The 22,997-nt window shown below is 41.4% G+C and carries 19 protein-coding genes and 1 other RNA gene; 15 read left to right on the top strand and 5 right to left on the bottom strand.

The features are described from left to right. The 3 genes from C6Y03_RS08470 to odhB all read left to right on the top strand — a co-directional run bounded on the left by C6Y03_RS08470 (position 1) and on the right by odhB (position 6,247). Complete coding sequence (locus tag C6Y03_RS08470; protein ID WP_106039175.1) at positions 1-1,917, top strand: vWA domain-containing protein; 1,917 nt, start codon at positions 1-3, stop codon at positions 1,915-1,917. Positions 1,918-2,141: 224 nt separating this feature from the next. Next, positions 2,142-4,976: a 2-oxoglutarate dehydrogenase E1 component gene (gene sucA / locus C6Y03_RS08465; protein WP_106039174.1), complete on the top strand. Its 2,835-nt coding sequence runs from the start codon at positions 2,142-2,144 to the stop codon at positions 4,974-4,976. Between the two features lie 14 nt (positions 4,977-4,990). After that, on the top strand, positions 4,991-6,247 hold the full coding sequence (odhB, locus tag C6Y03_RS08460; RefSeq protein ID WP_034660924.1) for a 2-oxoglutarate dehydrogenase complex dihydrolipoyllysine-residue succinyltransferase: 1,257 nt from the start codon (positions 4,991-4,993) through the stop codon (positions 6,245-6,247). Between the two features lie 26 nt (positions 6,248-6,273). Here odhB and C6Y03_RS08455 read toward each other — a convergent pair whose 3' ends face one another. The 4 genes from C6Y03_RS08455 to C6Y03_RS08440 all read right to left on the bottom strand — a co-directional run bounded on the left by C6Y03_RS08455 (position 6,274) and on the right by C6Y03_RS08440 (position 11,669). Then, positions 6,274-7,233: a bile acid:sodium symporter family protein gene (locus C6Y03_RS08455; protein WP_060596548.1), complete on the bottom strand. Its 960-nt coding sequence runs from the start codon at positions 7,231-7,233 to the stop codon at positions 6,274-6,276. A gap of 158 nt (positions 7,234-7,391) precedes the next feature. Then, positions 7,392-8,213 carry a superoxide dismutase gene (locus C6Y03_RS08450; RefSeq protein ID WP_106039173.1) on the bottom strand — a complete coding sequence of 274 codons (822 nt, stop codon included), beginning with the start codon at positions 8,211-8,213 and terminating at the stop codon, positions 7,392-7,394. Then, complete coding sequence (locus C6Y03_RS08445; protein WP_106039172.1) at positions 8,206-10,080, bottom strand: terpene cyclase/mutase family protein; 1,875 nt, start codon at positions 10,078-10,080, stop codon at positions 8,206-8,208. Before C6Y03_RS08445 ends, C6Y03_RS08450 begins: the two co-directional genes overlap by 8 nt. A gap of 104 nt (positions 10,081-10,184) precedes the next feature. Beyond that, a complete protein-coding gene (locus tag C6Y03_RS08440) occupies positions 10,185-11,669 on the bottom strand; it encodes an aldehyde dehydrogenase family protein (RefSeq protein ID WP_060596545.1) in 1,485 nt (494 codons plus the stop codon). 213 nt (positions 11,670-11,882) lie between these two features. Between C6Y03_RS08440 and C6Y03_RS08435 the strand changes: the two genes are divergently transcribed. From C6Y03_RS08435 to C6Y03_RS08400, 8 genes are all read left to right on the top strand, one after another. Further along, positions 11,883-12,095, top strand: a complete 213-nt coding sequence (locus tag C6Y03_RS08435) for a DUF6501 family protein (protein WP_012010250.1) — start codon at positions 11,883-11,885, stop codon at positions 12,093-12,095. Between the two features lie 49 nt (positions 12,096-12,144). Next, positions 12,145-12,282, top strand: coding sequence for a DUF4025 domain-containing protein (locus C6Y03_RS08430; protein ID WP_223249850.1), 138 nt, complete (start codon positions 12,145-12,147; stop codon positions 12,280-12,282). A 443-nt stretch (positions 12,283-12,725) separates the two neighbouring features. Beyond that, complete coding sequence (locus C6Y03_RS08425) at positions 12,726-13,064, top strand: PH domain-containing protein (protein WP_106039171.1); 339 nt, start codon at positions 12,726-12,728, stop codon at positions 13,062-13,064. 172 nt (positions 13,065-13,236) lie between these two features. Continuing rightward, positions 13,237-13,884 (top strand): SDR family oxidoreductase, encoded by a 648-nt coding sequence (locus tag C6Y03_RS08420; RefSeq protein WP_060596544.1) that lies wholly within the window; start codon positions 13,237-13,239, stop codon positions 13,882-13,884. 91 nt (positions 13,885-13,975) lie between these two features. Continuing rightward, positions 13,976-14,476, top strand: coding sequence for a TraR/DksA family transcriptional regulator (locus C6Y03_RS08415; protein WP_066030771.1), 501 nt, complete (start codon positions 13,976-13,978; stop codon positions 14,474-14,476). Between the two features lie 132 nt (positions 14,477-14,608). Next, positions 14,609-14,794: non-coding RNA, 6S RNA (gene ssrS / locus C6Y03_RS08410), on the top strand. Positions 14,795-14,927: 133 nt separating this feature from the next. Continuing rightward, entirely contained in the window at positions 14,928-16,709 is a 1,782-nt protein-coding gene (gene recQ, locus C6Y03_RS08405; protein WP_106039170.1) for a DNA helicase RecQ, read from the top strand. Between the two features lie 256 nt (positions 16,710-16,965). Beyond that, positions 16,966-17,757, top strand: coding sequence for a LysM peptidoglycan-binding and 3D domain-containing protein (locus C6Y03_RS08400; RefSeq protein ID WP_060596542.1), 792 nt, complete (start codon positions 16,966-16,968; stop codon positions 17,755-17,757). A 153-nt stretch (positions 17,758-17,910) separates the two neighbouring features. On the opposite strand, the gene C6Y03_RS08395 is transcribed toward C6Y03_RS08400, so the two are convergent. Beyond that, positions 17,911-18,423 carry a GNAT family N-acetyltransferase gene (locus tag C6Y03_RS08395; RefSeq protein WP_223260750.1) on the bottom strand — a complete coding sequence of 171 codons (513 nt, stop codon included), beginning with the start codon at positions 18,421-18,423 and terminating at the stop codon, positions 17,911-17,913. Between the two features lie 198 nt (positions 18,424-18,621). Here C6Y03_RS08395 and C6Y03_RS08390 point away from each other — a divergent pair, with 198 nt between their 5' ends. The 4 genes from C6Y03_RS08390 (at position 18,622) to prpB (ending at position 22,841) form a co-directional block, all read left to right on the top strand. Continuing rightward, complete coding sequence (locus C6Y03_RS08390) at positions 18,622-19,161, top strand: DUF420 domain-containing protein (RefSeq protein WP_003215636.1); 540 nt, start codon at positions 18,622-18,624, stop codon at positions 19,159-19,161. 168 nt (positions 19,162-19,329) lie between these two features. After that, entirely contained in the window at positions 19,330-20,472 is a 1,143-nt protein-coding gene (gene mmgD / locus C6Y03_RS08385; protein WP_095285285.1) for a citrate synthase, read from the top strand. Positions 20,473-20,474: 2 nt separating this feature from the next. Next, positions 20,475-21,911, top strand: coding sequence for a bifunctional 2-methylcitrate dehydratase/aconitate hydratase (locus tag C6Y03_RS08380; RefSeq protein ID WP_106031095.1), 1,437 nt, complete (start codon positions 20,475-20,477; stop codon positions 21,909-21,911). A 12-nt stretch (positions 21,912-21,923) separates the two neighbouring features. Next, positions 21,924-22,841 carry a methylisocitrate lyase gene (prpB, locus tag C6Y03_RS08375; RefSeq protein WP_106039169.1) on the top strand — a complete coding sequence of 306 codons (918 nt, stop codon included), beginning with the start codon at positions 21,924-21,926 and terminating at the stop codon, positions 22,839-22,841. Positions 22,842-22,997 lie beyond the last annotated feature (156 nt).

Below are 22,997 nucleotides of genomic sequence, written 5' to 3'. Positions count from 1 at the left end.
TTGAAATTCATCAAATTTAATGACAGCAGAATCGATTCATTTTTATTTATGGAATTAACGGATTTAGCTAAAACGTTAGCAAAAAGTGATGATGTCGAGCTTGAATACGGAGTGCATTCTTACTATGAGCCTTTTGAAAAGAAAATTTTCATCAGCCATTTTTGGGATGATCGTAAACAAGAAGACATGACAGCCGGGCTAAAAAGTGATGTGTTCCTCCGTGCAGTAGGAACCGTTTATAGTGATCTGACTGTCTTTCAGGAAATTATTCGCTATGCCCATACAATTTCCATTCCTGATCTATGTAAACAATTGTTTAGCCTGTTTGAAGATATCCGGATTGAAGAGCGAATTAAACGCGATCGCCCAGGAACAAAAAAGGTATTTAAACGAAGAAGAGAGCTGTACCGGCGACACTTTAAGACGCAATTAACAATTAACCAAGAGCGAAGCATTCTAACGGATGCACTCTATTGTGCAATGTATGTGAAGCTGACAGCTGATTCGCCGCTGGAAGAGATTCCGCCTCTTCACGAGCGGATCAACCCAATGATTCCGTTTGTTGAATCAAGTCTTGAGCGTGTATATGAAGCGGGTTCAACCGGAGATATCGCAGTCATTGTCAAAGAATTAATGGAAGGCTTTGATGAGCTTCTTGATAAGGATATGCTGAATACGTACTTTTTCTTCCCGGAATTGGACTATGAAAAAGCGGCAAAAGAACCGCTGTTTCATGACTTGAAAAGAAAACCTAAATTAAGTGAGGACATCAAAGTCGACCGGGAAAAAGAGGGCGATGAAGATATCCACCAGGAGTATATGGAAGTGTGGCATCGAGAAACAGAAGCGCCGTCAAAAAGCTTCCTTCAATTTGATTTAGAGCACGGCGGTAAAAGTGATCTCGGGAAGGATGCAGCAAGAGAAGGCGATGACGGAGATCAAGCACTCGGCACTGTCCAAGGCTCTGCCAAGCAAACATACCGAAAAGATTATTCAAAGCTTGAGGCGCTGGAAGAGGCTGAAGGAGAAGAAAGCGGGGCGGATGCTCATGAGAATGGAAAAGAGAACAAATATGCGTTTCCAGTCATGATTTCACCTGATCCTCCCGCGCCAGAACAAATCGATGTATACAAGCAGCACGCTAAGGAGATTGAGCCTTATCAGAAACGCTTAAAACAGATGATTCAAAAAACGCTCGAACACAAAAAATCATGGCCAAAAACGGACCTTCATGCAGGACGCCTCAGTAAAAAGCTGATTCGGTATTTTACAGAGTCTAACCCGCGTCTTTTCTATAAAAAACAGGCACCTTCTTCGGAGATTGATGCTGTTTTCACTTTATTAGTAGACTGTTCTGCCAGCATGTTTGACAAGATGGACGAGACGAAAAAAGGAATTGTTCTATTTCATGAAGCGTTAAAATCCGTTCAAGTCCCACATCAAATTGTGGGGTTTTGGGAAGATACAAACGACGCAACCGAAACAAGTCAGCCGAACTATTTCAACACGGTCGTGTCGTTCAAAGATTCTTTATTTGATGCAGGTCCTTCCATTATGTCCCTTGAACCAGAAGAGGATAACCGGGATGGCTATGCGATTCGCCAAATGACAAAAATGATTTTAAAACGAAGAGAAGAGCAAAAGTTTCTCATTGTCTTTTCAGACGGAGAGCCAGCTGCCTTCAGCTACGAACAAAATGGGATCGTCGATACACATGAAGCAGTTCTTGAGGCGAGGAAAAAGGGTATTGAGGTGATCAATGTGTTTTTATCCAATTCGCCGATAGAAGAAGCACAGATAAAAACCATTCAAGATATGTATGGCAAGTTCAGCATTTTTGTACCAGATGTCGATACATTGCCGGATGTCTTATATCCATTACTGAAGAAATTACTGCATAAAAGCATTGGGGCATAAGGTTTTGCCCCTTTCTTCAAAATATTTTTCGGAATGATTTAAATTTTTTGTTTTTCTGTGAATTTTTTATCTTTAATTGAACAAAGAATGTAGAAAGTAATCCGAAACAGTGGTAGAATATTATTGGAAGCGTTTTATTACATAAATTTGGTCATTGTGTTCTGGAAGTTATATCGAGATAGTGTTCAATCACTTGATGATCAAAGTTGGGGGTAGTGTTCAAAATGTTTCAAAATGATGTGAAACAACCGTTGAGTTGGGAAGAATTTCATGGTCCGAACCTCGGCTATGTGCTCGAGCTCTACGATCAGTATGTCCAGGATCCTACTAGTGTTGATGAAGATCTAAGAGGCATATTTGTTGAACTTGGTGCACCACCGAGTGAAATGAAGGAGGAAATTGGGAAAAAAGAAAATAGCGTAGTTACTTCTGAACAAATCCAAAAGATAGCATCAGTCGTTAAACTGGCAGAAGACATCAGAACGTATGGCCATTTAAATGCTTCCGTCAATCCTCTTCGCAAAGAAAAGGAATTACAAGAGCTGTTTCCTTTAAAGGAGTACGGTTTAACAGAAGAAGACGTCAAGAATATTCCAATATCTATTATTAGTCCTGACGCACCAAAACACATTTCAAACGGCATAGAAGCCATTAACCATTTGAGAAATACGTATAAGCGTACCATTTCATTTGAGTTTGATCACGTGCATGATTTCGAAGAACGAAACTGGCTCTCAAAATCGATTGAGTCTGGTGAACTATTTAAGAAAAAACCAGCGGATAAACTAGTTTCTGTTTTCAAGAGATTAACAGAAGTTGAGCAGTTCGAACAGTTTCTTCATAAAACATTTGTTGGGCAAAAGCGCTTCTCAATAGAAGGATTAGACGCACTTGTCCCAGTACTTGATGAAATTATTTCAGAGTCTGTTACACAAGGGACTTCAAATATTAACATTGGAATGGCACACAGAGGCCGTTTAAATGTATTAGCACATGTGTTAGGAAAACCATACGAGATTATTTTCTCAGAATTCCAGCATGCGCCAAATAAAGAGCTTGTTCCATCAGAAGGCTCTATCGGCATCAGCTACGGGTGGACAGGTGATGTAAAGTACCATCTTGGAGCAGATCGCCAAATTAAAGACGAAGATACAAAGAGTGCGAGAGTCACGCTTGCTAATAACCCAAGTCACTTGGAATTCATTGATCCAATCATTGAAGGAAGCACACGTGCCGCTCAGGAAACACGTACTCAAAAAGGTTATCCAGCTCTAGACGTTGAAAAGGCATTAGCCATCTTAATTCATGGTGATGCGGCATTTCCTGGAGAAGGAATTGTGGCAGAAACATTAAATTTAAGTCAACTTGTAGGCTATCAGGTGGGCGGAACAATCCATATCATTGCAAACAATATGATCGGATTTACAACAGAAAGCAATGAATCTCGCTCAACGAAATATGCAAGTGACCTTGCAAAAGGGTTTGAGATTCCAATTGTTCACGTCAATGCAGATGATCCAGAAGCATGTTTAGCGGCTGTTCAGCTAGCTGTAGAATACCGCAAACGCTTTAAGAAGGATTTCTTAATTGACTTGATCGGTTATCGCAGATTCGGTCATAACGAAATGGATGAGCCTTCTACGACTCAGCCGATGCTGTACGATGCAGTCAGAAAGCACAAAACGGTCAAGAATATCTTTGCAGATAAACTTGTTACAGAAGGTCTTCTAACGAAAGAGCAGCGTGAAGAAATCGAGCAGGCTGTAGCGACGAAAATAGAAGAAGCCTATCAAAAGGTGCCTTCAAAGAAAGAGCATACGATTCAAGAAATTGAACTGCCAGAACCAGTATCAAATGGCTTCCCAGCAGTGGATACATCAGTAGAATTTGATGTATTACGAAAGCTGAATGAAGAATTGATCAGCTGGCCTGAGGATTTCCAAGTATTTGGTAAGCTCAAGCGGATCCTTGAAAAACGTGCAAAAGTGTTTACAGATGACCGTAAAGTAGAATGGTCGCTTGGGGAAGCACTTGCATTTGCATCTATATTAAAAGACGGTACGCCAATTCGAATGACCGGACAGGATTCAGAGCGCGGTACTTTTGCTCAAAGAAACCTTGTTCTTCACGACAGTCAAACTGGAGATGAATTTATTGCTCTTCATGAGCTGAGTGATGCAAACGCATCATTTACTGTTCATAATAGTCCACTGTCAGAGGGCTCAGTGATCGGATTTGAATATGGTTATAATGTCTATTCTCCTGAAACGTTAGTCATTTGGGAGGCTCAATTTGGAGACTTCGCAAATGCGGCTCAAGTGTATTTCGATCAATTTATTTCAGCTGGCCGCGCAAAATGGGGGCAAAAATCAGGTCTAGTGATGCTCTTGCCGCATGGATATGAAGGACAAGGACCTGAACATTCAAGTGGTAGAACAGAGCGTTTCCTGCAATCAGCTGCTGAGAATAACTGGACAGTGGCGAACTTGACAAGTGCAGCACAATACTTCCATATCCTTAGAAGACAGGCGAAAATGCTGCTTCGTGAAGAGATTCGTCCGCTTGTCATCATGACACCGAAGAGTCTGCTTCGTAACCCGAACACATTGTCTGAAGTCCAGGAATTAACGGATGGGCAGTTCCGTCCAGTTCTTGAACAGCCAGGCCTTGTGCATGATCACGAAAAAGTATCGCGCCTCGTGCTATCTAGCGGGAAGGTATCAATCGATATTAGTGATCGTTTTACCCAAATGGAAGAGCCGAAAGATTGGCTTCACATTGCGAGAGTGGAACAACTATATCCATTCCCAGCCAAAGATATTAAAGCGATTTTATCGAAACTAACAAACTTAGAAGAAATCGTATGGGTGCAAGAAGAGCCACAAAATATGGGGGCTTGGGGATACATTGAGCCATATTTACGTGAAATTGCGCCTGAAAAAGTAAAAGTACGTTATATCGGCCGAAGAAGACGTTCAAGTACGGCTGAGGGTGATCCAACTGTGCATAAAAAAGAACAAGAACGAATTGTATCTGATAGCTTGACTCGCAAAAACTAAGGGGGAAATGAAAAATGGCGGAAATTAAAGTACCTGAATTAGCGGAATCGATCTCGGAAGGAACGATTGCCCAATGGCTAAAGCAGCCGGGCGATTATGTGGAGCAGGGAGAATACCTGTTAGAACTTGAAACAGATAAAGTCAATGTCGAACTGACAGCCGAAGAATCTGGTGTACTGAAAGAAGTGCTGAAGGATTCTGGTGACACTGTACAAGTTGGAGAAGTCATCGGAACAATTGCAGCAGGTGAAGCTGGCGGAAGCGAGTCCGCAGCTCCAGCACCTGAGCAAGAGTCTGCACCAGCTTCGAAAGAAGAACCGGCAGCTGCTCAAAAAGAAGAAGCAGTGAAAGAAGAGCCGAAATCTGGTAATGGCAGAACCATCGCTTCTCCTGCAGCTAGAAAACTAGCGAGAGAGAAGGGACTAGACTTATCTGAGATTCCAACCGTAGATCCGCTGGGCAGGGTACGAAAGCAGGATGTCGCTTCTTATCAAAAGAATGAAGCACCTGCAAGTGCACCGAAAGCCGCGCCAAAAGCAAATGCTGCGGTGCAAAATGAGCAACCAGGAAAGCCTGTTGAACGTGAGAGAATGTCACGCCGCAGACAAACGATTGCAAAACGTTTAGTTGAGGTTCAGCAAACGGCTGCGATGCTGACGACATTTAATGAAGTAGATATGACGGCTGTGATGGACTTAAGAAAGCGCCGTAAAGATGCGTTCCTTGAACAAAATGATGTAAAGCTTGGCTTCATGTCCTTCTTCACAAAAGCAGTTGTAGCAGCACTGAAGAAATATCCGCTACTTAACGCAGAAATTCAAGGTGATGAGCTTGTCTTGAAGAAATTCTATGACATCGGCATCGCTGTTGCTGCAAACGAAGGACTTGTCGTACCGGTTGTCCGTGATGCAGACAGATTGTCGTTTGCAGGGATTGAAAAGGAAATTGGTCATCTTGCGAAAAAAGCACGAGATAACAAATTGTCTCTGAATGAGTTACAAGGTGGATCATTCACGATCACAAACGGTGGAACATTCGGTTCACTGCTTTCAACACCAATTTTAAACAGTCCTCAAGTTGGAATTTTAGGGATGCATAAAATTCAGCTTCGTCCTGTGGCAATTGATGAAGAACGTTTTGAGAACCGTCCGATGATGTATTTAGCTCTTTCTTACGACCACCGGATTGTTGATGGTAAAGAAGCAGTTGGATTCCTTGTCACGATTAAAAACTTGCTTGAAGATCCGGAGCAGCTATTGCTTGAAGGATAATCTCCAATTTGAAAAGCTAGCACCCGTTAAGGTGCTAGCTTTTTTTCTTTTTCATTTTCAGGATTTCCTTTTTTTGACCAATATGTTGCAAGCCAGGAACCAGATAAATTATGCCACACACTAAAAATGGCACTTGGAACGGCTGCAAGTGGCGAGAAGTGCGCTGTTGCTAGAGCTGCACCGAGTCCAGAGTTTTGCATGCCAACTTCGATCGAGATCGCTCTACGAGAAGGGATATCCATTTTGCACCACTTTGCGATCAGGTAACCAAATAAAAGACCAAGTCCATTATGTAATATAACAACGGCCAATATCAGCAGTCCAGATTGAAGAATCTGCTCTTTATTTGCACTGACAACCGCAGCAATGATCACCACAATTCCGGCAACAGATACAAGCGGCAGTGCTTGAACCGCATACGATACTTGTTTTTTAAAAAACAATTTCACAAGAATACCTAAAATAATAGGGATTAAGACAACTTGTACAATGGATAAAAACAGAGCCTCTGGTGATACAGGTAACCAAGATCTTGCAAAAATTAAAATGAAAACAGGGGTTAAAAACGGCGCAAGCAATGTTGATATGGTGGTTACAGCTACAGATAAAGCTGTATTTCCTTTCGCCAAAAAGGTCATGACGTTCGATGCTGTACCACCTGGGCAGCAGCCTACGAGAACAACTCCTACTGCGATTTCAGACGGAAGCCGCAGTCCGTAAGCTAACAAAAAGGCAAGAAGCGGCATGAGTGTGTACTGCGTCAGCACCCCGATCAGAACATAAAGAGGTTTTCGAAACAGTTCTTTAAAATCTTCAGCGGACAAGGTAAGCCCCATTCCAAACATAATAATACCGAGTAAAAAAGGAATATACGGTCCAATCTTAGAGAATTCGGCAGGAAAGGCAAATCCAAGAAGTGCAAAGACAATGACCCAAATCGCAAAGGTCCTTCCTGCAAAGTGACTAATAGTTAAAAGAATCTTCATTTATTGTTTCAACTCTCTTTCCTTACATATCTTTTTTATTTTAAACAAATTTTCTGAAAAAACAACCCATTCTTTATAGTGGTGATCATAATAAAATTATGTAAACTAAATTGAATTAAAAACCCCCATATAAGCATTTGCCTATATGGAGTATCGTCTTAAAAAGGGGCCCATTTCACTTGCTGAGCTTGCTTTAGTCGTGCTTCTGGCTCACGCCAGTCAACGACATTCCACCAACGGTCTACATATTGTGCTTTTTCATTCAGATATTGCAGATAGTAGGCATGTTCCCATACGTCAAGAGCTAGAAGAGGGATCACATCCCATTGTGATAGAAATTGATGGCGTTCGGCTTGTAAAATCTCTAATCGTTGAGATCTTGGTGCCCATACAAGAATGGCCCAGCCAACACCTTCTACTTGTTTGGCTGCAGCTGAAAATTGGGATTTGAATGCATCATAGCTTTCAAACGATTGTTCAATGAGACGCAGCATTTGTCCAGTGGGCTTTCGTTTTCCTGAAGGACTCATAGAAAACCAAAAAATGCAATGTAAATAGTGTCCCGCACCATTGAAGGCAAGCTCCCGTTCCCAATGCTTGATCATTTTAAAATCATTGGTTCTTCTCGCTCTTTTTAAGGCAAGCTCAGCTTGGTTCAGACCATCAACATATGATTGATGATGTTTCTGGTGATGCAAATACATAATCTCTTTTGAAATAAACGGTTCTAGTGCATCATACCGGTAAGGGAGCGGAGGTAATTTATGGTCGCCAGCTGCCACATCTCGCATTGCTTCTAGTGGTTTCATATCCTCTGCAATACTTTCAGCCAATTCGTACCACTCTTCTTCACTGGAATATTCATCATTCATGATGAACGATAAATGTTCTGTTTTCTGACGGATGTTGATATCTTGAACTGCACCTTGAATGGAGCTAAGCCAATCTTTAAGCTGCATGCGATATTCTTCCTTATTCATTTTTACGCCTCATTTCTTCTAAAAATGTGGAACAAGCCATCATTGGAAAGACAAATGGATAGCTATGATAGGTGATGTAAAATTGCTTTGGAAGACCAATGCCTACTGGATAGTGCAAGGCTTCACTCGAGTGCTGATGATGAATCAAAAATGAGATGGCTTTTAAAATTGTTGTGTGATCCGGCTTCTCATATTGTAAAAGTGCCTCAGCAGCCCAAGCCGTTTGAACCACTGTTCCAAATGGGAGCGGGACATATCTTTTTACCTCTGCACTTTTACACGATTCTCCGAAGCTGCCATCTTCCAATTGAATTGTTTTTAAAAATCGACACGCTTTTTGAACAGCAGGATGCGATGAGGGGATGCCAGCAGCCTTTAGTCCTGTTAATGCAGCCCAGGTTCCATAAATATAGCAAACGCCCCATCTGCCAAACCATGATCCGTTGTTCTCTTGATGATCAAGAAGCCATTTTACGCAATGATCTTTTTGCCTTTGCATGAGTGGTGACATGTTGTTCTCTTCAAGACCGATGAGATGAAGCACACGACCTGTAATATCAGGAGTAGATGGGTCAATGGCCGCATCCTCAGCAGATTCGAGCGGAAGATGACGAAGCAAGAAGTGATCTTGATTTTTTTCAAAAGCAGAAAAGCCGCCATCACGGTTTTGCATGGAAAGAAGCCAATCAAATCCTCGTTTCCACTGAACCGGTGCGTAGGTGTGAGGAATGGCTTTTAACACAATTTGCGTATCATCACAATCAGGGTTATTTGTGTTCAAATCTGAAAAACCAAAGCCTCCCGGAGCCGCATGCCGGTTATGAATCGCCCAATCTGCTTTCTTCATTTGCTGCCGGTTCAATAAGTACGTAAAAGACTTTTCGATAACTGGATCTTCTTGTGTTCTGCCTGCTCGCTGAGAAGCATAACTGACAAGCGCTGTATCCCAAACTGTGGATGTAGAATTCTCAGCATATTTCCTGCCCCCACAGTCAGTGACTATCTTTTTCATCCCTTTAACTGCTTTTAAAATGAGATGATGTCCTGGAGAGTATCCAAGACTCATGAGTGCATAGACCATAAAAATACTGGCACTTAAATAGCTGTACAGCGTGCCATCTTTTTCAAGGCGGTCAAACATATACCGCTTCGCTGCCTCATACCCGAAAAAGTCGAGGCGGCTGTCGAGTGCTGTATACGACCGCATGTACGCTAGAAAGTGGTGAGTGGAACGTTCTTCTCTTGCCATAAACCAGTCAAAAGGATTTTTAGACATGTTCGCATCAAGATGTGCTAAGCTTGGAAACTGTTCATGAGAGGTATATCGTTTGTTGAGTGCAATCATCATTGGGACAAAATGAATTCTTGCATATGCACTAAGATGATAGAAGTGCAGCGGAAAGTATGTAGGGATGAGTAAAAATGAAAGTGGCGCATAGAAGTATGGCCAAGGGTGCATGCCATTGACGGCAAGCATCCACTTTGTCATAAAATGAACGTCTTTTAATCCGCCTTTTGATCGAATAAAGTGTGCTGCTTTTTCCATATGCGGCTCATCTTGTTGAAACCTCCCTGAAACGAGCATTCCACAATAGCCTTGCACAGTCGCTGTTACATGTCCCGATTGATCATGATACAAAGAAAAAGAACCATCTTCATTTTGCTTTTCGCGAATTGCTTCTGCCAATTGATGAACGAGTGCCTGGTCCGAATCACCGACAGCCTTTAACAGCATAATCAAAAAAGCATTTGTCATCATTGGGCCTTCAAAGCAGAAGACAAAAGCGCCATCTTCTCGTTGTCTGCGTAGCATTTGCATGTGCAATTCATCAATAAATTCGTTTACTTTCGTTTTGAAATCTTGCATATGCGGCCATGCTCCTTTCCTTTATTACTATATTCAGGAGACTGCCTGTCACATGCAATCACAAAAAAAAGCCGATGACATGGTCACCGGCTTTATAGGCGTCATTAGTCTTGGAGATTAATCCACACACTTTTGACTTCTGTATAGTTGTTAAGGGCGTATGATCCCATTTCTCTGCCAAGACCTGATTGCTTGTATCCTCCAAACGGGGCTGCAGCATCAAAGACATTATAGCAGTTGACCCAAATCGTGCCTGCTTCAAGACGTGCAGCAATGTCATGGGCATGTTTTAAGTTTTCTGTCCAAAGTCCTGCTGCTAATCCATAGTCAGACTGGTTGGCTCTTTCGACCACTTCATCAATGGAATCGTATGGAATCGCAGATAGGACAGGCCCGAAGATTTCTTCTTTTGCGATGGTCATGTCATCTTCTACATCTTTAAAAACAGTAGGGGAGACAAAATAGCCAGCCTCATAAGGGCAATCGCCACCGACAACGGCTGTTGCACCTTCAGATTTACCTTTTTCAATATATCCTAACACGCGCTCATGCTGTTCTTTACTTACAAGAGGTCCGATTTGCGTATCTTGATGAAGACCGGCGCCTTGCTTGAGGGATGTCGCATACTTAGCCATTTGATCGACAACCTCATCATATTGACTCCGGTGAACAAAGACTCTAGAACCTGCAGAGCACACTTGGCCTTGGTTAAACATGACCCCATTTAAAGCACCTGGAATGGCTTTCTTTAAATCGGCATCTGGCAATATAATATTTGGTGATTTTCCGCCAAGTTCTAATGTGACCCTCTTAATGGATTTGGCTGCTTTCTCCATGATGAGTTTCCCAACGCTTGTTGACCCCGTGAAGGCAAGCTTATTTACATCAGGGTGATCGGTTAATGCGTTTCCAGCTGTTTCACCAAATCCAGGAACGATGTTAATCACACCTTCTGGGAAGCCGGCTTTATCCACTAATTCAGCTAAATAAAGAGCAGAGAGGGGTGTTTGTTCTGCTGGCTTTAAAACGATGGTGCAGCCAGTTGCAAGTGCAGCACCCATTTTCCACATGGCCATGAGCAGCGGGAAGTTCCAAGGAATGATTTGTCCTACAACGCCAACAGGCTCATGACGGGTATAATTAAAGTACCCTTGACTGACAGGAATGGTTTGTCCGCTTATTTTGGTCGTCCAGCCCGCATAATAGCGCATATGCTCAATGGCGAGAGGGATATCTGCATTTGTTGTTTCATTAATTGGTTTTCCGTTATCTAAAGTTTCAAGCTGCGCGAGCTCTTCTTGGTTTTCTTCCATTAAATCAGCAAGCTTGAACATGAGGCGGGCGCGTTCAGCGGCAGACATTGAGCGCCATGGGCCTTGAAAGGCTTTTTTGGCAGCCTTTACTGCTTCATCAATGTCTTTTGCACCTGCTTCATATACATCAATAAGGGTTTCACCTGTGGCTGGGTTAGGAGTCGAAAAGGTTTTGTTATCGTGACTTGTGACAAACTGACCGTTAATGTAGAGTTTTTTCGTCCCTTGGAGAAAAGAATCGAGTTTTGAACTAATTTGAAGTGTTGTAGAGCTCATAAATAAACAAACCTCCTTAAAGATATGGGTTGTTCTGCGAGTTCTAGGTGGAAAAGCGGACCTGAAGCAAATGAACCAGTATACGCACATGTGTGTAAACGTATACATTCATCATATTACACGACATGTTTAAAAGCAATCCATAACACTCATTGCATTTCACGAAAAATTGGCTACAATAAATGTATAGATGAAAAAAGGAGTTTTTAAATCATGATCCATCAAAACTGGCAAACGGCTCAAACGTTAAAGCAAGTAAAATGTATACATACGAATGCGAAAAAATATATGGTCGATCGTGCACTAACGGTTGGAAGCACATATGAAGTGAAAAATGAGACAGAAGAATTCCTGTTTGTCGTTGATAATACAGGTAAAGTAGGCGGGTATTATAAAGAGTATTTCGAAGACATTTCTGCTGAATGATTTTAGTGATCATCACTCATACTAAGAAAAACAGTAAAGGGTGATGATGATGAAAAAGAAGCAAACAGACGAGCAGAATAATCAAAATGCTTGGCATGATCACGAAGATGCTGATATGGCGATTACGCTTGAGCAGATTTCCGATGTATATGCCGAGGGAACCATTGATACACCAAAAGACGAATAGGCCAGATTGTTGACAAAGTGCTAAAATGATCTTTATTTTAGCACTTTGTCTTCATTTTTCAGCGTGACATGAAAACCTTTGCAGTCTAGGAAGGACGAGTACCGGAGCGAATTTGACATTCGTGAGCACCGGCGCGCAGGACTGACAAAGAATGCGAGGGTTTGTATACACGCTGACAGTGATTTGAAAAAATCACTGTTTTTTTATTGGTAACATTCAGCAATTTTTCTCAAAAAGAACTGAAACTTTTTTCCTGCTTTAACTGTCTAAATAAGTAGAGGAAAGAGCATCGAATCAAAAAGAAAAAGTTAAATGAAATTTAATCTATTCGTAATGGAATAACGACCATTTATAGCGTATTCTATAAGTGAGAATAAAACGTACCCACAGAGCGTGCGTCCGTTTTTTCATAAAGGAATTTGATGGAGGAAGAGGGGGTTTACGTGGGTATTTTTTCTGTCAGTAAACAAAATGATAAGAAATTCGAATCCTTACTAATTGAAGGGGAAAGAATTGAGGCTGTTTACAGACTGCGTCACGACCAAATTTGTTTCACCAATAAACGACTGATCTTTGGCGATAACCGCGTATTTTCTAAGAAGAAAGTCAGGGTCTCCTTGCCGTATCGATCAATTGAAAGTTTTGCCATTCAAGAAGCTGGCGTGTTTGATCAGGACACAGGTATGCTGCTTGTCACAACCTCAAAAGTATTTGAACTCGATTTTTCGAAAGAGACGGATTTGAGTGATGTGCAAGCCATTTTGACAAAACATCTTTGCTGATCAACCTTGCGATTACATAGACCATGCACTTTTCTCATTCTACTTATTTTAATAGATCGCACATTGCCTGAGCTCTTACCCATATTTTCTGGGAAGGGCTTTTTTTGTTTAGGTGTTTGAATGATAGCAAAAAAGGATAAAGATGAAACAGATACAGAAAGGAGAATGAACAATGAAAGTATTAGTTGCTGGAGCAAATGGACATACAGGCAGGCTCGTCATTCGTTATTTAAAAGAAAAAGGACATGAGCCGCTTGCTCTCATTCGAGATGAAAAACAAGCGGATGCGCTAAAGGAACTTGGTGCAGCGCCTGTCATCGGTGATCTTGAAAAGGATGTGACAGATGCTGTGAAACAAGCAGATGCTGTCATCTTTGCAGCTGGTTCAGGCTCAAAAACAGGTGCAGATAAGACAATTGCAGTGGATCAAGAAGGTGCAAAACGCCTTGTCGACACAGCGAAAAAAGAAAACATTCAGCATTTTGTTATGCTGAGTTCCTATAATGCCGATGACCCAAACCAGGGAAAAGGGCAAGGAAGTATGGAAATTTATTATGAGGCGAAAAGAAAAGCAGATGAACACTTAAAACAGTCTGGGCTTTCCTATACCATCGTCCGCCCAGGTGCCTTGCTGCATGAGGAAAAGACAGGAAAGATTGAAGCTGCGGAGCATATTCCCGATAATCAGAACATTGAGATTTCAAGAGAGGACGTAGCCGCTGTACTTGTGGAAAGCTTAACAGAATCCAATGTGAAAAATAAATCCTTTGACTTGATTAAAGGGGATAAACCAGTAGAAGAAGCACTTCGCACTCTGTAAGAGAAGAAAGCTGCTGCCAAAAAGGCGGCGGCTTTTTTGATGTTTTCAATTCCCTTGCAGCGGGAAGTTAATGAGAAAGGAGTGATTGACCGTGGGCTTAACGAAAGAACAAAAAGCTGATTTATACGAAAGATTGAATCAATTAAAAGAAGATGTGAAAGGGTCAAAAAAGAAAGAAGAATCTATGCTAAGTGAATCCAGCGAGATTTCAAATGGTGTTGGGAACCATATCGCTGATCATGGGAGCATCTATTTAGACCGCATGACAGAACAAACGCTGGATCAAGTTGATGGCCAGCTTGAAGACGAAATTGATGCAGCACTGAAACGAATGGAAGACGGAACATATGGGATATGTGAGAAAACAGGGAAAGACATTCCATATGAACGTTTAAAAGCAGTCCCCTATACACGTTATTCAATCGATGCGAAGAAAAACGAAGAAACGACTCAAGACCCAAACGAGTTTGACCGTAATTTCTCTGATCAAATGCGTGATTTAACAAATAGAGAAACAATGGATCAGATGCATTCAGATACGTATGAACGATTAGAGGAAGAGCAGGATGTTGACATAGACGAAGAAAAATAGGATAATAAGTGGAAGTTACATTTTTTCAGAATAATGTTTTCTTATGTGTGCAAGGACAAATATCTTGTATACATAAGTATTTCTTAGAAAAAAGATCTCTTGAAATTTAATAAACTTTCGTGTAATATAGTTTAAAGGTTGCGATGCGCGTAATGTTAATTAAGTTTTAACCTTTAAGCTGTAATAGGGAGTTTTATATTGAAGCCGGAATGTCATGCCTCCTTAGAGAGGAAGACAGGAACGTTTCTGCAAACACCCACTTTGAGGAGTGGTGGTTTAAAACTTTCTTACTTAGATTACGGCATCCGCAGCTTTTCCTAGGATGATTCAAGCCATTTTCCATTTCGGAAAATGGCTTTTTATTTTGTGAAAATGCGAAATTGGACAGATCGCCTGTAGAGGCAAGAATATATGTTAAAATGGACAAAACTAATGACGGAGAGGGAATTGGATGTTAGAACAAGCAGAAGCACTCCTGAAACAATACTATGGCTTTGATGTCTTTAGAAAAGGACAGAAACAAGCCATTGAAGCGATTGTAAATAAACAAAAGGATACTGTCTGCATTATGCCGACAGGCGGAGGGAAGTCAGTTTGCTATCAGATCCCTGCCCTCATGATGGAAGGTACAACGATCGTTGTATCTCCGCTTATTTCTTTAATGAAGGATCAGGTCGATGCGTTAAATGAGATGGGAATACGTTCTTCCTTTTTAAACAGCACACTTTCCGCAGCTGAAATGAATGAAAGGCTGAAAAAATGCGAAAATGGGGAATATGAGCTGCTTTATATCACACCTGAACGCTTACAAAATGAACGTTTTTTTCAGCTGCTGGATCGGTTAACGATCCCTTTAATCGCGATTGATGAAGCGCACTGTATATCTGAGTGGGGGCATGATTTTAGGCCAAGTTATCGCTTCATTCAAGAATGCTTGAACAAGCTGTCAAAAAGGCCGGTGATTGTCGCATTAACAGCTACAGCGACGAAAAAGGTTCACCAAGATATATGTGAACAGCTTGGCATGAACGGAGAAGAAACCATCTTTACTGGGTTTGCTAGAGAAAATTTGTCCTTTCAAGTGATCAAAGGGGAAAATAGTGACCGTTTTATCACACAATATATGAAGAAAAACAGTCTTGAGTCTGGCATTATTTATACAGCAACTCGTAAAGAAGCGGATAACATTTATAATCGACTAAAAAAACAAAAGATCAAAGCTGGCGTTTATCATGGCGGATTGGATGACCATACGAGAGAAGAGCAGCAAAACCTGTTTTTAAATGATGACATCCAGGTTATGGTCGCTACATCAGCATTTGGAATGGGAATCAATAAGTCGAATGTACGTTTTGTGATCCATCATCAAATTCCAAGGGATATTGAAAGCTACTATCAAGAAGCTGGGCGTGCCGGCAGAGACGGGCTTGAAAGTGAATGCATTTTACTGTTTTCACCACAAGGCGTAAGAGTGCAGCGCTTTCTCATTGAGCAGTCAACAGAAGATGAGGTGCGCTATCAGCATGAACTGCTTAAATTAAGGCAAATGGTGGATTACTGTCATACTGAACAATGTCTGCAGCAATTTGTGATGGACTATTTTGATCAAACAGCTAGTTCGCCTTGCGGTAAATGCAGCAACTGCCTTGATGAAAGAGAGCGTGAAGAGGTCACAAGAGAAGCACAGATGGTGTTATCTTGTACAGTGAGGATGAATGAGCGATTCGGTAAAATGATGATAGCCCAAGTACTGGCAGGCTCTAAAAACAAAAAAGTGCTTGAGCTAGGTTTCGACCGTCTCCCTACATATGCTTTAATGAAACAACATTCGGCTCAGCAAATCAGTGACTTCATTGAATTTTTAATTACAGAAGAGTATTTGCACATGTCTGAAGGTGCTTACCCAACACTTAAGGTGACCCATAAAGGGAAGAAAGTGTTAGTTGGACAAGAGACAGTGTATAAAAAGCAGGCGATCAAAGCAGAGGCCATTCAAGAAAATGATGCATTATTTGAGCGATTGAGATTGCTGAGAATGAAGCTAGCTAGAGAGCAAGGCGTCCCGCCATTTGTTGTATTTTCTGATCAAACATTGAAGGAAATGTCAGCTGTAGAGCCTCAAACAGATGAAGAATTACTCCAAATTAAGGGGATTGGCGCTCAAAAAAGAGAGAAATACGGAGATGTTTTTTTAGAAGAAATTCGTTTATTTATAGAAAAAGAGAAAAAATAAAGTGTTTAAAGAAGAAAAATAAATTTTTTTCGCTGCACTTGGACACGTTTTCATCAGGTCGTTTTCGATCCTTTTAAAACCTTGATATGGCGGGGAATCAAGCCGTTTTGTGGTCTGATTTACCAATGGAGAGAGATGTTTCATGTAAAGGAACTGTAATCTAAAACATATCGTTTTGTTATTGAAATGACATTTACATATGTTACGATAGCACTCGTTAGCCGCCATAAAAAGCTAACAAGGGAGGATTTACTTTATGAAGAAGACTATTATGTCCTTGGTTGCTGTTGCAGCAATCTCAACAACAGCATTTGGAGCGCAGCAAGCTTCTGCAAAGGAAATCACTGTACAGAAAGGTGATACACTTTGGGGAATCTCACAAAAAAATGATGTGTCTCTAAAGGACCTAAAGGGTTGGAACAATTTATCTACTGATATGATCTATGTAGGTGATAAATTGACAATCTCTTCAAAAGAGAAAACTCAGGAGCAGTATAAAGTCCAGAAGGGGGACAGCCTCTGGAAAATCGCTCAAAAATTTAATGTGTCAATTAGCGATATTAAGTCATGGAATAACTTAAACTCAGATATAATTATGATTGGTTCAACACTAAGTGTTGCTGGTCAAAGCTCGGCTCCGGTAAGCTCAGAACCTGTTCAAAAACAGGAACCTGTCCAAAAAGAGCAAACAACGAAAAAAGCTGCTCCTAAAAAGGAAACAGCTAAAGCAGAATCATCTTCTGCTAGTCAAAGTGTACAAAAAGAAATGACTGTTACGGCTACGGCTTATACAGCAAATGATGGTGGCATCTCAGGTATCACTGCAACAGGGGTAAACTTAAACAAAAACCCAAACGCAAAAGTTATTGCAGTAGATCCTAGTGTCATTCCATTAGGAAGTAAGGTTTATGTTGAAGGCTACGGTGAAGCCATCGCAGCAGATACTGGCGGCGCAATTAAAGGTAACAAAATTGATGTACATGTACCAAGCAAATCCCAAGCGCAAAATTGGGGCGTAAAATCAGTCAAAGTAAAAGTACTTAACTAGTAAACAATTGTTTTTTTGGAAGAAAGCATCAGGTGGCGGCCTGATGCTTTTATTATACCCTTTTTTTGGTCAAAAATACACATATTTTTCTGAAAAGTTTGCATTTTCGACAAAAAGCAGCGCATATCTTATGATACACGCTGGTTTTTGTCGTTAGCTGTCCACCCAATAAATTTCTCCGTTTTGTTCTTTCCAATTGATTTGGACATCAAATTGATGCTTTTCATAAAAATGAATCAAGCGATCCACGTGATTCCAGTCCCTTTTGACGAGGTCGCCAGTAATCACTGGTATGTTCTGCTCTCTTGCGATTTCTTTTAAATGCTTCATACAGATGGAGCCGTACCCATTATCTGGCGGGCCTTTAATATCGGCAATATGAATCTTTCCTTCTTCAGGATATTCCGCAATTAAGGAAAAATCAGATTGTCCGCGAAAAGCTTTTTCACAATCGCTCAACATAATTTTACATGTATCTGCACTTTCAATGGCAGAGACGATCATCCACTCATCTTCTTTCGCTTGATCGATGCCAATGATTTTTGCTTTTTTCGAAATATCTTTCATATTTTCTTGCATTCGATACATTTGGAACTGCAATTGCTGTAATTCTTGCTCTAACGTCTTCACATCTTTGGCTGTTTCCTGTAAGATTGACAAGTCCATTACTCCTTTCATATCAGAAATGATAAAAATCACATAAATTCCAATTCTAAAGGAAGTGGATGGATCTTTCAAGCCGTTAGAACGCCTGCAACCCTTAAGTTTGTCTAAAATTCGACGAAGACAGCGAATTCATTGACTTTATAGAGAAAGTTAAATAACATACTCTTAGTCGGAACTAATAAAGAGAGGTTTTCAAACATGAACGAACAGAATCAAAAACCGAAAAATTTCACTGGTATTGTGATCATTTTAACAATTGCCATAAACGGATTAATCGCTTTATTATTTTTAATGCCAAAATCAGATAAATTTAGCCATCTGGATATTACATTTTTGCCGTTACTTAATGCCGTGATGAACAGCTTTACGTTTATCTTTTTACTTTCAGCACTCATCATGATTAAACAAAAGAACATTAAGGCGCATAGACGATTTATCTTTGCTGCATTTTCAACGACACTTGTCTTTTTAATTTCGTATGTGACGTATCATTCAATGGCAGCTGATACCCATTTCGGAGGAGAAGGGATCATCCGTCCAATTTACTTCTTTATTTTAATCACACATATCGTCTTATCAGCTGTAATTGTACCGCTTGCCCTGATTACTCTGTTTAGAGGTGCACAGATGCAAGTCGAGCGTCACCGTAAAATTGCCCGCTGGACAATGCCGCTATGGCTTTATGTCAGTCTCACTGGCGTCATTGTGTATATGATGATTTCTCCATACTACAGCTAACGTATGCCCAACTGGACATACGTTCTTTTATTTACAAGAGGCAGTGCTTTGGATAAAATGGGAATTGGGTATCCGACTTGCACGGTATCTTCCCATCTATAGACTCACATCATTTCTGGCCGTTTGCTCGTTTGGAGAACAACAATTGAACGAAACGGGGGTTATATGATGACTGAACAACTGCATTATAAACCGGGGCTTGAAGACATTGTGGCAAGCGAAACGTCTATCTCATACTTAGATGTGCAGCAAGAAGAAATTGTAATTCGCGGGTATGACCTCATCGAGTTGGCACAAAAAAAGACCTATTTAGAAACAGCCTATCTGCTTATTTATGGAAGATTACCAGATACCATGGAATATCACCAATTTCAGCAAGACATTTCCTCACAAACTAACTTACATCCAACCATTCAAACCATTTTAACAAAGCTGCCAAAAACCACTCATCCGATGGATGCCATGAGAACGTGCATATCTGCTCTTAGTGGGTACGATGATGCATTACATGATCGATCAGAAGCGTGCCAACAAAGGCGTGCTGTTCGATTACTCGGCCAGCTGCCGGCCATTGTTGCTGGAAGCTATCATATTCTCACAAAAGACGCCGCTATTTCTCCAGATCAGACCAAATCCTACACTGAAACCTTTTTAGCCATGCTCACAGGACGTACTCCAACACAAGACGAAATCACCGCTTTTGACCAAACACTCACATTATATAGTGAACATGAACTGCCTAATTCAACGTTTGCCGCTAGAGTCATCGCATCCACACATTCTGACATGTATGGTGCTTTTACTGGAGCGATTTCTTCATTAAAAGGTGACTTGCACGGGGGAGCGAATGAAGCTGTCATGCACATGCTTCTCGAAGGAAAAACAACGGAAGGATTCCTTGCGCTGATTGAACGAAAATTAGCCGCAAAAGAAAAAATGATGGGCTTTGGCCATAGGGTATACATGAGAAAAATGGACCCAAGAGCCGCTCTTTTAAAACGATCATTGAAAACGCTTACGGAATCAAAGGGAGATACAACGCTTTATGACATGTGTGTAGCAGGCGAGGCATACATGAAAGAGAAGAAAAACCTCTATCCGAATCTTGATTATTACGCCGCACCTATTTATTACGTGCTCGGGATTCCAATTTCACTTTATACACCGATTTTCTTTGCTGCGAGAGCTAGTGGATTAGCAGCCCATGTTATTGAACAGCATTTGCATAATCGCATTTTTAGACCGAGAGTACGGTATTTAGGGCCAAGAGGATTAAAAGTCTCAGATGATGATAGAAAAACGGGGGAATGAACATGAATAAAACAGCAGTCGCCAATCAAACGGATCAGCTATTGGAAGAAATCGCAGCCTATGCAGTAGACGGGGAGATTACGAGCAAAGAAGCCATTGAAACAGCGCGGTATGTACTGATAGACACACTCGGCTGCGGAATGCTGGCGCTCAATTTTCCGGAATGTACGAAGCATCTTGGCCCCATCGTACCTGGTACCGTTGTGCCTAACGGAGCAAGAGTTCCAGGCACTTCGTTTGTGCTGGATCCTGTTCAAGCGGCTTTTGATATAGGCTGTATGATTCGCTGGTTAGATTATAATGACACGTGGCTTGCAGAGGAGTGGGGACATCCGTCAGATAACTTAGGCGGAATATTAGCTGTAAGTGATTATATCAGCAGAACGCGGCTTGCAAACGGTGAAGAGCCGCTTTCGATGAATGACGTACTGCATGCGATCGTCAAGGCACATGAAATTCAAGGTGTGCTCGCTTTAGAAAATTGTCTGAATCGAAATGGCTTGGACCATGTGCTATTTGTCAAAGTAGCAACAAGTGCTGTTGTGTGTGCATTGCTTGGCGGAACAAAGGAAGACGTGCAGCATGTTTTATCGCAAGCGTTTGTCGATAATTCTCCGCTTAGGACGTATCGCCACGCCCCAAACACAGGATCAAGGAAATCGTGGGCAGCAGGTGATGCAACAAGCCGCGGGGTAAGACTGGCAATGATGACACTAAAAGGGGAAATGGGCTATCAAACGCCGCTCAGTGCTGAGAAGTGGGGCTTTGAAGATGTTCTTATGCAAGGAAAATCTCTCACACTCGCTCAGCCGCTAGGATCATACGTCATAGAAAATGTGCTTTTCAAAATTGCTTATCCTGCTGAGTTTCATGCCCAGACGGCTGCAGAGGCCGCTATGATGCTGCATGACGCTGTAAAAGATCGATTAGATGAAATAGACCGGGTAGAGATTACAACACATGAATCAGCGATTCGGATTATTGATAAGAAGGGGCCACTGTATAACCCAGCAGACCGCGATCATTGCTTGCAGTATATTACCGCGATTGGATTGATCTATGGTGAGCTAACAGCTGACCATTATGAAGAAGAAACGGCGCGAAATCCGGCCATTGATCGTCTCCGGGACCAAATGGTTGTCAAAGAAGATAAACGTTATACAGCAGATTATTTAGATCCGAAAAAGAGATCAATAGCAAACTGTGTGCAAATCTTCTTTAAAGACGGGACGATGACAGACCGAATCGAAATTGAATACCCGCTTGGTCATCGCAGAAGAAGGCAGGAAGGCATTCCGCTGCTTGAAAAGAAATGGGTCTATCATTTGAAGACAAGATTTCCACAAAAACAAGTGGATCAAATTGTGTCACTCTGTCAAAATCCAAATCAATTAAAAACAACAACCGTACCAGCATTTATGGACCTATTCGTCATATAAGGGGGAACTAGTGTGTGGATCGTGAATGATGAATCAAGTCAAGCAGATTTAGCCGCAGCCTTTAAAGAACAAATGCACAAATCAGCTTTATTTCAAATCCCAGGCGTTCACGATGGAATGTCTGCGCTTTATGCAAAAAAAATGGGCTTCCAAGGGCTCTATTTATCTGGCGCCGCTTTTTGTGCCAGCAAAGGATTGCCTGATCTCGGCATGATCCATTCAACGGAAATGGCTGAAAAAGCGAAGGAAATCATTCGAGCTTCTCAGCTGCCGCTTTTGGTCGATATGGATACTGGCTATGGCGGCGTATTGAATGCTGCAAGGGCGGCAAAAGAAATGGTAGAGAGCAAGGTGGCAGCTGTTCAAATTGAAGATCAGCAAATGCCAAAAAAATGCGGACATTTAAACGGAAAGTCGCTCGTTCCAGTAGAAGAGATGATCGCGAAAATCAAAGCCATCAAACAAGCGGCACCAACGCTTTTAGTGATTGCAAGAACCGATGCAAAGTCTGTAAACGGGATGGAGGATGTCATCCGCAGAGGCAATCTTTATCTCGAAGCAGGAGCTGATGCTATTTTTCCTGAGGCGCTCATTACAGCTGAAGACTTCACGCATGCGTCAAGCAGCATAAAAGGACCTCTTCTTGCAAATATGACGGAGTTTGGTAAGACACCTTATTATCATGCAGATGAATTTTCGATGTATGGATTTCAGATGGTCATCTACCCTGTGTCATCACTTAGAGTCGCTGCAAAAGCGTATGAGCGTTTATTTACAGAAATCATGGAGAAGGGGACGCAGCAAGGAATTTTGAAGGACATGCAAACGAGAAAAGAGCTGTATGAAACGATTCAATATGATGACTATGAGGAACTGGATCAGCATTTAGCGAAAACGATCCTGCCGGAAATCGGGAAAGAACAGAGATAAAATGAAAAGCACTTCCTAAACGGAAGTGCTCAGGCTGTCGAGAAAATCTCGACAGCTTTATTTTTTCCTTAAACTTTCCATCTCCTCATTTTATAATAGAGAAAAACCCACTTAAGGAAGGTGTTTTTCTCATGTTCCACACTAGAAATTCTTCTC

The organism is Bacillus sp. LNXM65 (assembly GCF_002998575.1).
Taxonomy (GTDB): domain Bacteria; phylum Bacillota; class Bacilli; order Bacillales; family Bacillaceae; genus Bacillus.
The sequence above is the reverse complement of the archived record's forward strand: the minus strand, read 5'-3'. Positions and strand labels throughout refer to the sequence as shown.

Excerpts from the sequence above, each read along its gene's own strand:
- C6Y03_RS08420 (WP_060596544.1), top strand. The coding sequence starts at position 13,237 with ATGAAAGTATTAGTTGCTGGAGCAAATGGACATACAGGCAGGCTCGTC.
- mmgD (WP_095285285.1), top strand. The coding sequence starts at position 19,330 with ATGACTGAACAACTGCATTATAAACCGGGGCTTGAAGACATTGTGGCA.
- C6Y03_RS08400 (WP_060596542.1), top strand. The coding sequence starts at position 16,966 with ATGAAGAAGACTATTATGTCCTTGGTTGCTGTTGCAGCAATCTCAACA.
- C6Y03_RS08390 (WP_003215636.1), top strand. The coding sequence starts at position 18,622 with ATGAACGAACAGAATCAAAAACCGAAAAATTTCACTGGTATTGTGATC.
- C6Y03_RS08435 (WP_012010250.1), top strand. The coding sequence starts at position 11,883 with ATGATCCATCAAAACTGGCAAACGGCTCAAACGTTAAAGCAAGTAAAA.
- C6Y03_RS08380 (WP_106031095.1), top strand. The coding sequence starts at position 20,475 with ATGAATAAAACAGCAGTCGCCAATCAAACGGATCAGCTATTGGAAGAA.
- recQ (WP_106039170.1), top strand. The coding sequence starts at position 14,928 with ATGTTAGAACAAGCAGAAGCACTCCTGAAACAATACTATGGCTTTGAT.
- C6Y03_RS08440 (WP_060596545.1), bottom strand. The coding sequence starts at position 11,669 with ATGAGCTCTACAACACTTCAAATTAGTTCAAAACTCGATTCTTTTCTC.
- C6Y03_RS08455 (WP_060596548.1), bottom strand. The coding sequence starts at position 7,233 with ATGAAGATTCTTTTAACTATTAGTCACTTTGCAGGAAGGACCTTTGCG.
- sucA (WP_106039174.1), top strand. The coding sequence starts at position 2,142 with ATGTTTCAAAATGATGTGAAACAACCGTTGAGTTGGGAAGAATTTCAT.
- C6Y03_RS08450 (WP_106039173.1), bottom strand. The coding sequence starts at position 8,213 with ATGAATAAGGAAGAATATCGCATGCAGCTTAAAGATTGGCTTAGCTCC.
- C6Y03_RS08430 (WP_223249850.1), top strand. The coding sequence starts at position 12,145 with ATGAAAAAGAAGCAAACAGACGAGCAGAATAATCAAAATGCTTGGCAT.
- C6Y03_RS08445 (WP_106039172.1), bottom strand. The coding sequence starts at position 10,080 with ATGCAAGATTTCAAAACGAAAGTAAACGAATTTATTGATGAATTGCAC.
- C6Y03_RS08395 (WP_223260750.1), bottom strand. The coding sequence starts at position 18,423 with ATGGACTTGTCAATCTTACAGGAAACAGCCAAAGATGTGAAGACGTTA.
- odhB (WP_034660924.1), top strand. The coding sequence starts at position 4,991 with ATGGCGGAAATTAAAGTACCTGAATTAGCGGAATCGATCTCGGAAGGA.